Origin of the sequence: Archangium sp. (assembly GCF_036277355.1) — a bacterium.
Lineage (GTDB): Bacteria > Myxococcota > Myxococcia > Myxococcales > Myxococcaceae > Archangium.
The window spans coordinates 45,131-57,236 of the sequence record NZ_DASUNC010000035.1 but is presented as its reverse complement, the minus strand read 5'-3'; the positions used below and the strand labels follow the sequence as shown (position 1 = coordinate 57,236).

Genomic DNA, 12,106 nt, shown 5'->3' with positions numbered 1-12,106 from the left:
CGAGCGCCCAGGGTTCCCCCCCCGTGCCCCCGAATCCGGGCCCTTGCTCAGCCCTCGGTCAGAGCGCGCTCGGGGTGGGCCTCGGCGGAGGAGCGGGTGGAGTGGAAGAGGCGCTGGGCCTCCTCGGCGGACACGCCGCGGAGGAAGTAGGCGCGGGCGGCGGTGCCCAGGGCGAGCGTGCCCGCGAAGGCGACGGCGCCGGAGACGGCGTTGCCAGCGCCGGGGAAGACGAACTTGACGAGGGCGCGAGCGGTCTCGCGCAGGGCGAGGGCGGCACCGACATTGACGCCGAGGGCGGGGAGGAACTCGGCGGCTGTCTTGAGGTCGAGCTGCCGGCCGGAGATCCACGCGATGCCGGCGATGAGGCTCACCTGGGCGGAGGTGATGGGGATGATGTCGGCGACGGGGATGGGCACCACGGCGATGCCCATGCAGAGCGAGGCCATGGCGCGGGTGAGGGTGGTGGCGAGCTCCTCCTGGAGGGAGCGCACGCGCGTCACGCGGGCGAGGACGAGCCGGCCCTGCTCGGGCAGCTCGCGAAAGAGCACCTGGGCGAGCTCACCCAGCCTCCATCGCTCATCCGAGCGGATCGTCCCATCCGGGCGCCAGGACAGGTAGGTGGAGACACCGAGGACGTTGACGAGCTCGCCGCGCAGCTCGGGGCGGGAGCGGATCTTGTCGCGCAGCTGGCGCTCGGCGGCCTCGACGTGGCGGAGCTTCTCCTGGAGCTCGGCGGGGTCCTGCGACTCGGAGAGGTGGAGGTCGGTGCGCTTGGGCTCGAGCAGATCGCAGTGGGTGACGACGCCGAGGAGGGGAGGGCGCAGGCCGTGGGCCTGCTCGACGGCGGAGGCGATTCGCGTGAGGACCTCGAGGTCGGCGTCGATGGCGGAGTCGACCTCGGAGGCCTTGATGAGGAAGAGGAGGGCGTCGGGGGCCTTGCGGCGGACCTCGGCGAGGATGGAGTCGAGGGGGGTGTCGGCGGCGTCATGCTCCTCGGGGCGGGAGCCCTCCTGGAGGCCGCGGGTGTCGAGGATGGAGAGGGTGCCGAGCTCGCCCTGGACATCGAACCAGCGGCCCTGGCCGGTCTGGGCCTTGACGTGACCGACCTCGGCGACGCGGGCGCCGAAGAAGGCGTTGATGAGGGAGGACTTGCCGGCGCCGCGGCGGCCCACGAGGACGAGGTTGGGCGAGCGCTGTTCGAGCAGCAGGGCGCGCAGGTGGGCGATCTTCTGGCGGATGTCGCGGGCGAGCGGATCCGGGACGCGGTCGAGCATCTCCTCGAGGCGGCGGATCGTCTCGGAGATTTCGAGGAACGTGGGTTCGGTGGGGTGGGCCATGGGTGCTCCTCGGAGATGGCCATGACATACGGAGGAGGGGAGTCTCCTGCAATGGACCCCTCCTCGCTTTTGGCGAAGTCCTGATAGAGGAAGCGGCGGCTCCCACGCTCCCCCATCATGCGCACCCGGAAACGAACGATTTCGTCATGACCGTTGATGTTGCCAACCCCCAGCGTTTCTTCGTGCTGACAGAGGGGGCAGTCGGCTCCCGTTACGAGACCTGGGTCGACACCGTCGAGCCCGACAATCTCGCGGATGCGCCTCACTGCCCACGGTGTGGTGACGTCATCGGGATGCTGATCTGGCTTCCTCCCTACAGGGTCGAGTTGGAGCTGTACGGGCAGGAGCTCGGCGATTACATGCGCGGCCCTGGATACGAGCGGCTCATCTCCGAGCGGTTCGCGGACGCCTTCCGGGCGGAGGGGCTCACCGGGCTGGAGGGCTTCCACCCCGTGGAGGTCCTCCGGGTGCGTCGCAGGGGGAAGAAGGCGCTCAAACCCCTGACCGTACCCCGCTACTACGTCGTCTGGCCGTGCTTCGGACGAGGAGCAGTGGACGTGGTGCTCAACCGGGTGCGCGTCTCCAAGCCCCCCACCTGCACCGAGTGCCGCTCGACGGGCATTGATGCCATCCATGGCTTCGTCCTGGAGCCGGGGACGTGGAGTGGAGAGGACATCTTCCGCCCTCGAGGTATGCAGGGCGACATCGTCGTCTCCGAGCGCTTCAAGTCCTTCGTCGAGCGGCACGGGCTGACGAACATGGTGCTCACACCCACCGAGCAGTTCGTGTGGGATCCCGGCAAGCGAGGACCCGCCCCCCTGCCCACGACGTGAGCCTCCACGAAGTGCCTGATTCCGTCTGAAGGAGAAGCCTCATGCTTTCGAGTCTGCTGATGGTGTTGCTGACGCAGGTCATGTTCTGCACGCCCGGAGAGATGTCGGTGGTGTGCCATTGCAAGCAGGGCATGGTGAGTGCGTGCGTGACACTCGTCACGGAGGACGCGGTAAGGGCCGCGCAGGTATTGGTCGAGGTTCAGGACGAGCTGGAGGCGCTGGAGCAGGCCTCGCCGATGTCGGGGAAGGGGGACGAGAAGAAGAAGCAGAAGAAGCGGGAGCTTCAGGCTGCGGCGGAGTCCTTGTCCCAGTCGCTGGGGTCCTCGGAGCCGCCCCAATGCAAGGGCCAGGAGCATCACCTCATCTCCCGGCCCATTGCGAAGGCGCTCGATCGGCATTCCGTGCTCAAGGGTCTCTACAAACCTCGGGACCCGCGCTTCAAGACGCGGGCCAAGGACGAGGAGTCGCACTGCGGCTATCAGCAGTGGCACCGCGATGTGGACGAGGAGGTCGTCAACTGGCTCAACAGGAACTCCAAGGCCACGTCCCAGGAGTTCATGGACAAGTTGCGCGAAATCTACAGCCGCCCTGAGATGCTAGCGAGGTTCCCTGATGGTCTCCGAATCCTCTGAGTCCCCACGTTTCTTCGTGCTGACAGAGGGGGCTCTCTGGTCCCGCTATGATGCCGATGTCGACAAGGCCGAGCCCGTCAACCTCGGGGATGCACCTCGCTGCCCAAAGTGCGGCACCTTCATCGGGCTGTTGAAGTGGCTTCCACCCTACCGGGTCGAGTTGGAACTGCATGGGGAGGAGCTCGGGGACTTCATCAAGTGCTCGGCGTATGACCTGCTCATCTCGGAGCGATTCGCCGAGGCCTTCCGGGCGGAGGGGCTCACCGGGCTGGAGGGCTTCCACCCCGTGGAGGTCCTCCGGGTGCGCCGCAAGGGGAAGAGGGCGCTCAAGCCCATCACCGTGCCCCGTTACTACGTCGTCTCGTCCCGTTTCGGCCGGGCGGCGGTGGACCTGGTGCTCAACCGCGTGCGCACGCTCAGGACTCCCACCTGCCCGGAGTGCCGCTCCGGGGGGATCAACGCCATCAACGGCTTTGTCCTGGAGCCAGGGACGTGGAGTGGAGAGGACATCTTCCGCCCTCGCGGCATGCCGGGTGAAAACGTCGTCTCCGAGCGCTTCAAGTCCTTCGTCGAGCGGCACGGGCTGACGAACATGGTGCTCACTCCCACCGAGCAGTTCGTGTGGGATCCCGGCAAGCGCGGCCCGGCCCCCCTGCCCACGGCGTGAGCCTCCACGAAGTGCCTGATTCCGTCTGAAGGAGAAGCCGGTGCTCTCGAGTCTGCTGTTGATGGTGATGACGCAGGTCATGTTCTGCACGCCCGGAGAGATGTCGGTGGTGTGCCACTGCAAGCAGGGCATGGTGAGTGCGTGCGTGTCACTCGTCATGGAGGACGCGGTGAGGGCCGCGCAGGTATTGGTCGAGGTTCAGGACGAGCTGGAGGCGCTGGAGCAGGCCTCGCCGATGTCGGGGAAGGGGGACGAGAAGAAGAAGCAGAAGAAGCGGGAGCTCCAGGCGGCGGCGGAGTCCCTGTCCCAGTAGGAACTCCAATGCCACGCCCGAGGAGTTCCTGGACATGCTGCGTGAGATCTACAGCCGCCCTGAGATGAGAGCGAGGTTCCCCGGTGGTTTCTGAAGCCTCTAGTTCCCTGCGATTCTTCGTCCTGGGGGAAGCAGTGGGCTCCCCGTACGACACCCTGTATGACACGGTCGAGCCCTATAACCTCTCGGAAGATCCCCATTGTCCACGGTGCGGCGAGGGGCTCGGTGCTCTGACGTGGCTCCCTCCTTACCGGGTCGAGCTGGAACTGCATGGGGAGCAACCGGGTGACTATGCCCGAGGCCCTGGATACGAGCGGCTCATCTCCGAGCGGTTCGCGGACGCCTTCCGGGCGGAGGGGCTCACCGGGCTGGAGGGCTTTCACCCCGTGGAGATCCTCCGGGTGCGTCGCAGGGGGAAGCGGGCGCTCAAGCCCATCAACGTGCCCCGCTACCATGTCGTCTCGCCCTGTTTTGGCAGGGGCGCGGTGGACCTGGTGCTCAACCGTGTACGGGTCTCCAAGCCCCCCACCTGTACCGAGTGCCGCTCGACGGGCATCAATGCCATCCATGGCTTCGTTCTGGAGCCGGGGACGTGGGGCGGGGAGGACATCTTCCGCCCCCGTGGCATGCAGGGCGACATCGTCGTCTCCGAGCGCTTCAAGTCCTTCGTCGAGCGGCACGGGCTGACGAACATGGTGCTCACTCCCACCGAGCAGTTCGTGTGGGATCCCGGCAAGCGAGGACCCGCCCCCCTGCCGAACGCGTGAGCCGGGCCCAGCTCCTCTCCATTCCCTCCATCAGCACATCCAGGTCCGGGAACCGTTCCGCGTCCGCGCACACGGAGAGGTTCAACCCGCCCGCGTAGGACAGGATCGCGAACGACAGGCCAATGGTCCCCGCGATGTTGTTCGCGACCGTCACCTCGAGAATCCGCGCGCCGAGCAGATACAGGGGCACCGGCGGCCCCACCACGTCGCTCTCGAAGATGTTCATCGTGTGCTGCCAGCGGGCCAGCAGGCGCATCAACCCGGACATCGACACCCACGAGATGAACTGTCCGGCGCCCGTCGCCAGCTCCCTCTTCTTCATCGCCCGGGTCGACGCGGTGATCGCCTCCAGGCACGCCCCGGGCTCGGGCACGTCCAGCGGCAGGGGCACGAGGATGATGGCCACCTGATTGCCAATGTCTCCGGCCTCCGGCGTGGGCCTCAGCGACACCGCCACCGAGGCCATGAGGGCCACGCCCTCGACCGGCTCGCCGCGATGAAGCAGCAACGCCCTCGCGCCGCCCGCGATCAACGCGAGCATGACATCGTTGATCTTGGCGCCCCGGGCGTGGGCGACCTCCTTCGCCTCGGCCAGCTCCATCCGCAGCACGGCCAGGCGGCGGCTGACTCCAACGGGCGCGTTGAGCGACGTCCTCGGCGCTCTCCCGCTCTCCCGCACGGTCCGCGCCAGCGTCCGCCCGGTGGCCCGTGCGGAGCGGGCGAGCGCGGCCGGATGGGCCAGCCGCTTCACGGCTCGCACCAGGCCCGCCCACCTCGTGGCGAAGTGGTCCACGAACAGCTGCCAGCGGCCCGGTGGAGGCTCGGGTGTCCAGGGCTCCTCCTCCGGGTCGGCGGCGTCCGGCTCCAGGTCGAACAGCGCGCCGAAGATGCGCAGCGCGGCCTGCCCGTCACCGATGGCGTGGTGCAGCTTCACCAACGCGGCGATCCGCCCGGACTCCAGCCCCGTCAGCAGCCACAGCTCCCACAGGGGCCGGGTGCGATCCAGGGGCTTGCTCAGCAGCTTCCCGACGAGGCGAAGGAGCTGCTCTTCTCCACCCGGCGCCGGAATCTCCGCGGGGAGGATGTGCCGCTCCACGGCGAAGGCGGCATCGTCCACCCACAACGGCGGGCCCTGGAGCGGCCCTGGCCGGTACAGCACCTGGCGCAGCGAGGGCACCCGCCGCACCCGGCGTCCCAGGCGGCCCCGGACCTCCTCCAGCCGCAGGTGCCCGGCGGCATCCAGGAGAGGTGAGCCCTCCAGCACCAGCAGCGCCCCGACGTGCGACGTCCTTCGTGCATCATCGAACACCAGGTGCAGCCGGTCCGCGGGACTCAACCGGTGATACCGGGCGCTCATGGTTCCACCTCCGCGAACGGGCTCCGCCCGCCTGGATTCAATCTAATCGCGGCCCGAGGCACCCGGCGGGAGCGCGGCGCCAGCAGCACCAGCCGGCCCGGCGGGCGCTCGCCTTCGCTGGACCGGGGGAGTCACAACGGGCCGCCACGGATTCCGTACATGGGAGCTGTCTTTTCCCGAAGGAGCAGGACCATGTTGGACTCGCGGATTGATCAACGCTTGAAGCGGACGTGGGACTTCTTCCTGGCCAATGCGGAGGGATTGCTGCTCGGGACCCTGGTGGTGCTCGTGGGCTCGCTGCTCGTCATTCCCGCCCCCTGGCTCGCGCTCAACCTGCTGCAGGAGACGCTCGAGTGTTCCCGCAGCGGCCGTCGCGTCCGTTGGCAGGCCGCCTATGACAGACAGGGCAACTTCCTGAAGAGCTGGGGACTCGCCCTGGCCATGGGGATTCCCATCACCATCGGCTACGCGCTGCTCATCGTGCCGGGGGTGCTCCTGTCGCTCTACTGGTTCCACGCGCCGATGCTCGCCGCCGACGGCCGCGGGGTGGGCGACGCGCTCTCCGAGAGCGGCCGCATCTTCCGCGCCCGCAACGACTGGGCGAGCTACCTCCTCAACTGGCTCGTCCTGGCGGTGCTCGGGACGGTGAGCGGCGTGCTCGCCATCCTCGTCGTCCTCACCGTGCCGCTCACGCTCGTCTACCTCGCCCTCTGCTACACGGACGAGACCGGACCCGTGACGCTCACCCCCCTGCCGAAGCGAGAGGTCGTGGTGTGAGTCCCGCCGCGCGAGGGCCCAGGGTTTGCCCAGGCCCTTTGCTTGGTGCTCCTCCCATCTGGACGCGCTCACTTCATCTGAGTGGAAACACTTACAGACAAATCCCCGGTAGGCGTTAACGTCCAAGGATTGTAGAGGGTGGAGCCCGCGTTCTACCCTCTGTCATCTGTCCGGGGGGGCACGACATGCGCACGGAAGAGGAATTCGCGTTGCTGGACGAGGTCCGCGCGCTCGCCGTGGTGTTGGATGAGCACGGCACGGTGTGCTGGTGGAACGCGGCCTGCGGGGTGTTCACCGGCAGCCGGCTCGAGCAGGTGCGGGGCATGCCCCTGTGGCTCACTCCCCTGGCGGCCGACTACTCCGCGCCCCTCCACGAGGCCTTCACCACGGCCCGCGCGGGAGAGCCCACCCGGGTGGAGGCCACCGCCCGCATGCAGAATGGCGAGCGGTGTTGGATTGCCTGGTCCTGCGGACCCCTGGCGCCGCTCGGCGGGCCGGGCCCGCGCATGGTGTGGACGGGCTGCGACATCACCGGGCACAAGCGCCGCGAGGATGGACTGCTCCTGGCCACCCAGGCCCTCCAGCGCAGCGACGAGCGCTTCCGCGCCATCTTCAACCACACCTTCCAGTTCATCGGCCTGCTGTCACCCGACGGCACGCTGCTCGAGGCCAACGCCAGCGCCCTGGACTTCGGCGGCCTGGAGCGCTCGGACGTGGTGGGGCGCCCCTTCTGGGAGGCGCGCTGGTGGACGCTGACGCCCCGCACGCAGGAGCGGCTGCGCCAGGCCATCGCCGAGGCCAGTCAGGGCCGCTTCGTGCGCTATGAGGCCGAGGTGCTCGGGGACGGCGGCCAGGTGGCCACCATCGACTTCTCGCTCAACCCCGTCTTCGAGAATGGCCAGGTGACGTACCTCGTCCCGGAGGGGCGCGACATCACGGAGCGCCTGCGCATGGAGGAGGCCCTGCGCCGCTCCGAGGCGCGCTTCTCGGGCATCTTCTCCCTCGCCTCGGACGCCACCCTCGCCGTGGACGAGCACCAGCACATCCGCCTCTTCAACGACGGGGCGGAGCGCACCTTCGGTTACTCGCGCTCGGAGGTGGTGGGGGCTCCGCTGGACATGTTGCTGCCCGAGCACCACCGGCAGGCGCACCGCCAGCACGTGGAGCGCTTCGGCGAGGCGCCCGCGCACACCCGGCACATGGGCGCGGGGAGCGAGGTGTTCGGCCGGCGCAAGAATGGAGAGGAGTTCCCCGCCGAGGCCTCCATCGCCCGGCTCGGTGACGGCAAGGAGCGCCTCTACATCGTCTCGCTGCGGGACGTGACGGAGCGCCACCGCATCGAGCGCGAGCAACGCTTCCTCTCCGCCGCCGGCGCGCTGCTGGCCGAGTCCATCGACTACGAGGCCACGCTCCGGCAGGTGGCTCGCCTGACGGTGCCGGACCTGGCGGACGCGTGCGTGGTGTACCTGCGCACGCCGGAGGGCCGGGTGGGGATCGCCGCCGTCGAGCACGTGGATCCCCACATGAGCGGGTTCGTCCGGGAGATCCGGCAGCGCTACCCCGTGCGGCTCGACGCCCCGTCGGGTGTGGGGCACGTCATCCGCACCGGGCGGAGCGAGCTGGTGCGCGAGCTCTCCCCGGAGCAGGTGCGCGCGCTCGCCTACGACGAGGAGCACCACCGCATGCTCCTGCGCCTGGGCATGCGCTCGTACCTGTGCGTTCCCCTGTGCGCGCGGGGGGAGGTGCTGGGCGCCATCCTGATGATCATGGTGGAGCAGTCCCAGCGGCGGCAGGGGCCGGAGAGCCTGGCGCTCGCGCAGGAGCTGGCGCGGCGCGCGGCGCTGGCCATCGACAACGCCCGTCTGTACCGCACGGCCCAGGAGGCCACGCGCGCGCGCGACGAGATGCTGGGCGTGGTGGCGCACGATTTGCGCAACCCGCTGCACGCCATCTTGATTCAGGCTCACAGCCTCGGGCGCAAGCTGAAGGCCGCGACGCTCCCCGAGCCGGTGCAGTCGGTGGTGTCGAACATCGAGACGTCGGTGCGGCGCATGGATCGGCTGGTGGAGGATCTGCTCACCGTGACGCGGATGGACGCGGGGAGGCTGTGGGTGCGTCCCACGCGGGAGAGCCCCGAGACGCTGGTGAACGAGGCGCTCGGCGGGGCCCGGCCGCTGGCGGAGCGGCACGTGCTGCGCCAGGCGGTGGCGGCGGAGCTGCCCCAGGTGCTGGCGGACAGGGACCGGGTGCTCCAGGTCTTCTCCAACCTGCTGGGCAATGCCCTCAAGTTCACGCCGCACGAAGGCACCGTGGAGCTGGGGGCGGCGCTCGAGGGGACCCACGTGTGTTTCTGGGTGCGGGACTCCGGCCCTGGCATGTCCCCCGAGCAGCAGCGGCACGTGTTCGATCGCTTCTGGCAGGCGGATGTGCGGGATCAGCGGGGCGCGGGCCTCGGGCTGACCATCTGCAAGGGCCTGGTGGAGGCCCACGGGGGACGCATCTGGGTGGAGAGCACCCCGGGGCAGGGCACCACCTTCCGCTTCACGCTCCCGGTGGCCGCGGCGGCTCCGGAAGTGATGAGCGCCTGAGCCCGCGTCAGGGGTAGCGGCTCAAGGTGCCGGCGGCGTGTGCCGCCGGTACCGTGAAGAAGAACGTCGTTCCATCGCCCACCTGGCTCTCGGCCCAGATGTGTCCCCCATGGGACTCGACGATGCCCTTGGAGATGGCGAGCCCGAGCCCCGCGCCACGCTTGTCCGTCCGGCTGGCCTGCCAGAACCGGTCGAAGAGGTGGGGCAGGTGCTCGGCCGCGATGCCGGGACCGCTGTCGGTGACCCGGAACAAGACCTCACCTTCCCGGGCTTCGGCGCCCACCCGGATGTGTCCTCCCCGCGGGGTGAACTTGAGCGCGTTGCCAATGAGGTTCTCCAGCACCTGGGCGAGCCGGTCCCGATCGCCCCACAGCTCCGGTGGCTCGCCCCGCACGTCGAGCTGGAGGTCCAGGGCTTGCTCCGAGGCGATGGCCACCTGGGTCTCGAGCACCTCGGTCAGGAGCTTCTGGGTGGAGACCCGCGCATGTTGGAGGGAGAGCGTCCCGGCCTCCATTCGCGCCACCTCGAGCAGATCCTGGATGAGCCGGTTCATCCGGAGCGCGTTGCGCTGGATGGCCTCGAGCGCGCGTGGCTCCCGGTGCTCGGCGGGCTGGCCCCGGCGGCGCAGCAATTGGAGGTGCAGGAGGATTCCATTCAGGGGGTTGCGCAGATCGTGGGCGACGATGCCCAGGATCTCGTCGCGTGAGTGCACCGCGCGGCGAAGTGCCTCCTCCGTTTCGTTCAAGTCCGTGACGTCCGCATCCACCGCGAGGGCTCCCGACGGTCTGCCCTGCGCGTCCTGGAGCGGCAGCGCGGACTTCAAGAGGACCTTCCGGCTGCCATCGGGACACTCGATGCGCAGCAGCTCTCCGAGGCAGGTCTCCCCCTTCGTCAGCGCGCGGGTGAGGGGCCAATCCTCCAGGCCCAGGGGCTCGCCGGTATCGGCGTGCCAGCCCTTGTATTCGCGCATGCCGGCGGTGCGCGCGCCGGCCGCACCCCAGATGCGCGAGGCGGCGGGGTTGGTGCGGATGATGCGTCCGGTGGTGTCCGCGACCCGGATCCCCACCGGGATGAGCTCGAAGATGACGCTCAAGAGCTGTTCGCGCGTCCGGAGGGCCTCCTGCGCCTTCATCCGCTCGCTCACGTCCTGGAGCACGCCAATGGCGCCGATGATTCGCCCCTCGGAATTGCGGATGGGGGCCGCGCTCCCGAGGATGGGGAAGCGCGTGCCGTCGGGGCGCTCGACGATGAACTCCGCGCCAATGACGGTCTCCCCGGTTCGAAGCACGCGGGCGGAGACGAGCTGCTCGCGCGGCACGGGGGTGCCGTCGGGATAGAGGACGAGGTTGGCGTATTGGGCGGTGCCCCGCTCGGGCGAGAGCTTGATGCCGAAGAGCTCGTCGGCCCGGGGATTGGAGACGACGTGCCCCTCCGGTCCGATCAGGATCATGCCGAGTGGCACGGTCTCGAGCACCGTGCGAAGCCAGCGCCGCTCCTCGTCGAGCTGTGAATGGAGCCGCTCCCGCTCCTTTTCCCGCGCCTTGCGCGCGGAGATGTCGCGAATGAACATGCTCGTCCACTCCGCGCCGCGCTCGTCGCGGAAGATGGAGGAGGAGAGCTCCACCGGGAAGCACGAGCCATCCTTGCGCTTCATCGTGAGCTCACCGCGGAATCGCCCGCTGCGGCGCCGCTCCTCGAGCGCGGCCTGGAGCCGTGGGTCGGATGAATCGACCACGGCCTGCCGGCTCAGCCTCCTCAGCTCCTCCTCGGAGTAGCCGAACATCGCGGTGGAGGCCTGGTTCGCCATGAAGACGCGCCCATCCGGCGCCGTCAGGAGCACTCCATCCATGCTGTGGTCGAAGATGGCCCTGTAGCGCAGCTCGCTCTCGCGCAGGGCTTCGCGCATCCGCCTGCGCTCGGTCTCGTCATGGAAGGCGACCGAGAGCGCATGGGGCGTGGGATACACGTGGACCTGGAACCACTTGCCGAGAACCGCGGAGAAGGCCTCGAACTCGAGCGTCTTCTGCTCCTGCATGGCCCGGCGGTACTCGCGGCCGAAGGGCGAGCTCCACGCCGCGGGGAACTCTTCCCAGAGCACCTTGCCGAGCAACTGCTCGCGGCCACGCCCGAAGTGCTCCTCCGCGCGCCGGTTGACGTAGGTGAAGCGCCACTGGTCATCCACGGCGAAGAACGCGTCGGAGATGCTCTCGAGGACGCCGGTGATGCGCTCCTCGGAGACCTCGGCCCGGGCCCGTTGGCGCGCGAGCTCCTCATTGGCCTCGCGCAGCTGGCGATTGGCCTCCTGCAGTTGCTGCGCGCGCCGGTAGATCTCCATCTCCATCACCGCGGTCCGCTCGAGTCCCCGCTGCTGGGCGCGGACGAGCTCCGTCACGTCCTCGACGCGGTGGAGGATGCAGGTGACCTGGCCGTGCTCGTCCAGCACCGGCGTGTTCAGCGGGCTCCAGTACCGCTCCTCGAAGCCGCCTTCCCGCCGGGGAATGTCGTACTTCTGGATCGCCATGGCATCCGGTGCACGGCCGTGGAGCACGCGCTCGAGCGAGCTCCGGAGGTTGCTCACACCGGTGGCCGAGGGATCGGCGGGGTTGTCGGGAAAGACCTCGAACAGGGCGCGGCCGAGGATGTCCTGGCGGCGTGTCAGGGTCGCGCGGAGGTAGGCCTCGCTCACCGCGGTGATGGTGAAGCGCGGGGGATCGGGCGCGAGGACGAGGAAGGGCACGGGGGCCGCCTCGAACACGGCTCGGAAGTCAGGGGCACGGCCGCCACCAGGTTCGGACATCGTACGGACCTCCGCTGCCTCGGACTCTAGCGGATTGG

10 protein-coding genes are annotated in these 12,106 nt (G+C 69.1%); 7 read left to right on the top strand and 3 right to left on the bottom strand.

What is annotated here, in order from left to right; genetic code table 11:
- Positions 1–47: 47 nt before the first annotated feature.
- Entirely contained in the window at positions 48–1,337 is a 1,290-nt protein-coding gene (locus VFZ09_RS08765) for a GTPase family protein (RefSeq protein ID WP_329727048.1), read from the bottom strand.
- A 146-nt stretch (positions 1,338–1,483) separates the two neighbouring features.
- Here VFZ09_RS08765 and VFZ09_RS08760 point away from each other — a divergent pair, with 146 nt between their 5' ends.
- The 5 genes from VFZ09_RS08760 (at position 1,484) to VFZ09_RS08740 (ending at position 4,549) form a co-directional block, all read left to right on the top strand.
- A complete protein-coding gene (locus VFZ09_RS08760; RefSeq protein ID WP_329727047.1) occupies positions 1,484–2,170 on the top strand; it encodes a hypothetical protein in 687 nt (228 codons plus the stop codon).
- 41 nt (positions 2,171–2,211) lie between these two features.
- Positions 2,212–2,802: a Wall-associated protein precursor gene (locus VFZ09_RS08755; protein ID WP_329727046.1), complete on the top strand. Its 591-nt coding sequence runs from the start codon at positions 2,212–2,214 to the stop codon at positions 2,800–2,802.
- A 16-nt stretch (positions 2,803–2,818) separates the two neighbouring features.
- A complete protein-coding gene (locus VFZ09_RS08750; RefSeq protein WP_329727045.1) occupies positions 2,819–3,469 on the top strand; it encodes a double-CXXCG motif protein in 651 nt (216 codons plus the stop codon).
- A 40-nt stretch (positions 3,470–3,509) separates the two neighbouring features.
- On the top strand, positions 3,510–3,782 hold the full coding sequence (locus VFZ09_RS08745; RefSeq protein ID WP_329727044.1) for a hypothetical protein: 273 nt from the start codon (positions 3,510–3,512) through the stop codon (positions 3,780–3,782).
- A 134-nt stretch (positions 3,783–3,916) separates the two neighbouring features.
- Positions 3,917–4,549 (top strand): hypothetical protein, encoded by a 633-nt coding sequence (locus tag VFZ09_RS08740; RefSeq protein ID WP_329727043.1) that lies wholly within the window; start codon positions 3,917–3,919, stop codon positions 4,547–4,549.
- On the opposite strand, the gene VFZ09_RS08735 is transcribed toward VFZ09_RS08740, so the two are convergent.
- Positions 4,482–5,906 carry a wax ester/triacylglycerol synthase family O-acyltransferase gene (locus tag VFZ09_RS08735; protein ID WP_329727042.1) on the bottom strand — a complete coding sequence of 475 codons (1,425 nt, stop codon included), beginning with the start codon at positions 5,904–5,906 and terminating at the stop codon, positions 4,482–4,484. The genes VFZ09_RS08740 and VFZ09_RS08735 overlap by 68 nt on opposite strands.
- A 192-nt stretch (positions 5,907–6,098) precedes the next feature.
- On the opposite strand from VFZ09_RS08735, the gene VFZ09_RS08730 reads away from it, so the two are divergent.
- Both VFZ09_RS08730 and VFZ09_RS08725 read left to right on the top strand, forming a co-directional pair.
- On the top strand, positions 6,099–6,683 hold the full coding sequence (locus VFZ09_RS08730; protein ID WP_329727041.1) for a hypothetical protein: 585 nt from the start codon (positions 6,099–6,101) through the stop codon (positions 6,681–6,683).
- Positions 6,684–6,868: 185 nt separating this feature from the next.
- Positions 6,869–9,271 carry a PAS domain S-box protein gene (locus VFZ09_RS08725; RefSeq protein WP_329727040.1) on the top strand — a complete coding sequence of 801 codons (2,403 nt, stop codon included), beginning with the start codon at positions 6,869–6,871 and terminating at the stop codon, positions 9,269–9,271.
- Positions 9,272–9,278: 7 nt separating this feature from the next.
- On the opposite strand, the gene VFZ09_RS08720 is transcribed toward VFZ09_RS08725, so the two are convergent.
- Complete coding sequence (locus tag VFZ09_RS08720; RefSeq protein ID WP_329727039.1) at positions 9,279–12,068, bottom strand: PAS domain S-box protein; 2,790 nt, start codon at positions 12,066–12,068, stop codon at positions 9,279–9,281.
- Between the last annotated feature and the right edge of the window lie 38 nt (positions 12,069–12,106).

Excerpts from the sequence above, each read along its gene's own strand:
- VFZ09_RS08735 (WP_329727042.1), bottom strand. The coding sequence starts at position 5,906 with ATGAGCGCCCGGTATCACCGGTTGAGTCCCGCGGACCGGCTGCACCTG.
- VFZ09_RS08765 (WP_329727048.1), bottom strand. The coding sequence starts at position 1,337 with ATGGCCCACCCCACCGAACCCACGTTCCTCGAAATCTCCGAGACGATC.
- VFZ09_RS08755 (WP_329727046.1), top strand. The coding sequence starts at position 2,212 with ATGCTTTCGAGTCTGCTGATGGTGTTGCTGACGCAGGTCATGTTCTGC.
- VFZ09_RS08760 (WP_329727047.1), top strand. The coding sequence starts at position 1,484 with ATGACCGTTGATGTTGCCAACCCCCAGCGTTTCTTCGTGCTGACAGAG.
- VFZ09_RS08730 (WP_329727041.1), top strand. The coding sequence starts at position 6,099 with ATGTTGGACTCGCGGATTGATCAACGCTTGAAGCGGACGTGGGACTTC.
- VFZ09_RS08720 (WP_329727039.1), bottom strand. The coding sequence starts at position 12,068 with ATGTCCGAACCTGGTGGCGGCCGTGCCCCTGACTTCCGAGCCGTGTTC.
- VFZ09_RS08725 (WP_329727040.1), top strand. The coding sequence starts at position 6,869 with ATGCGCACGGAAGAGGAATTCGCGTTGCTGGACGAGGTCCGCGCGCTC.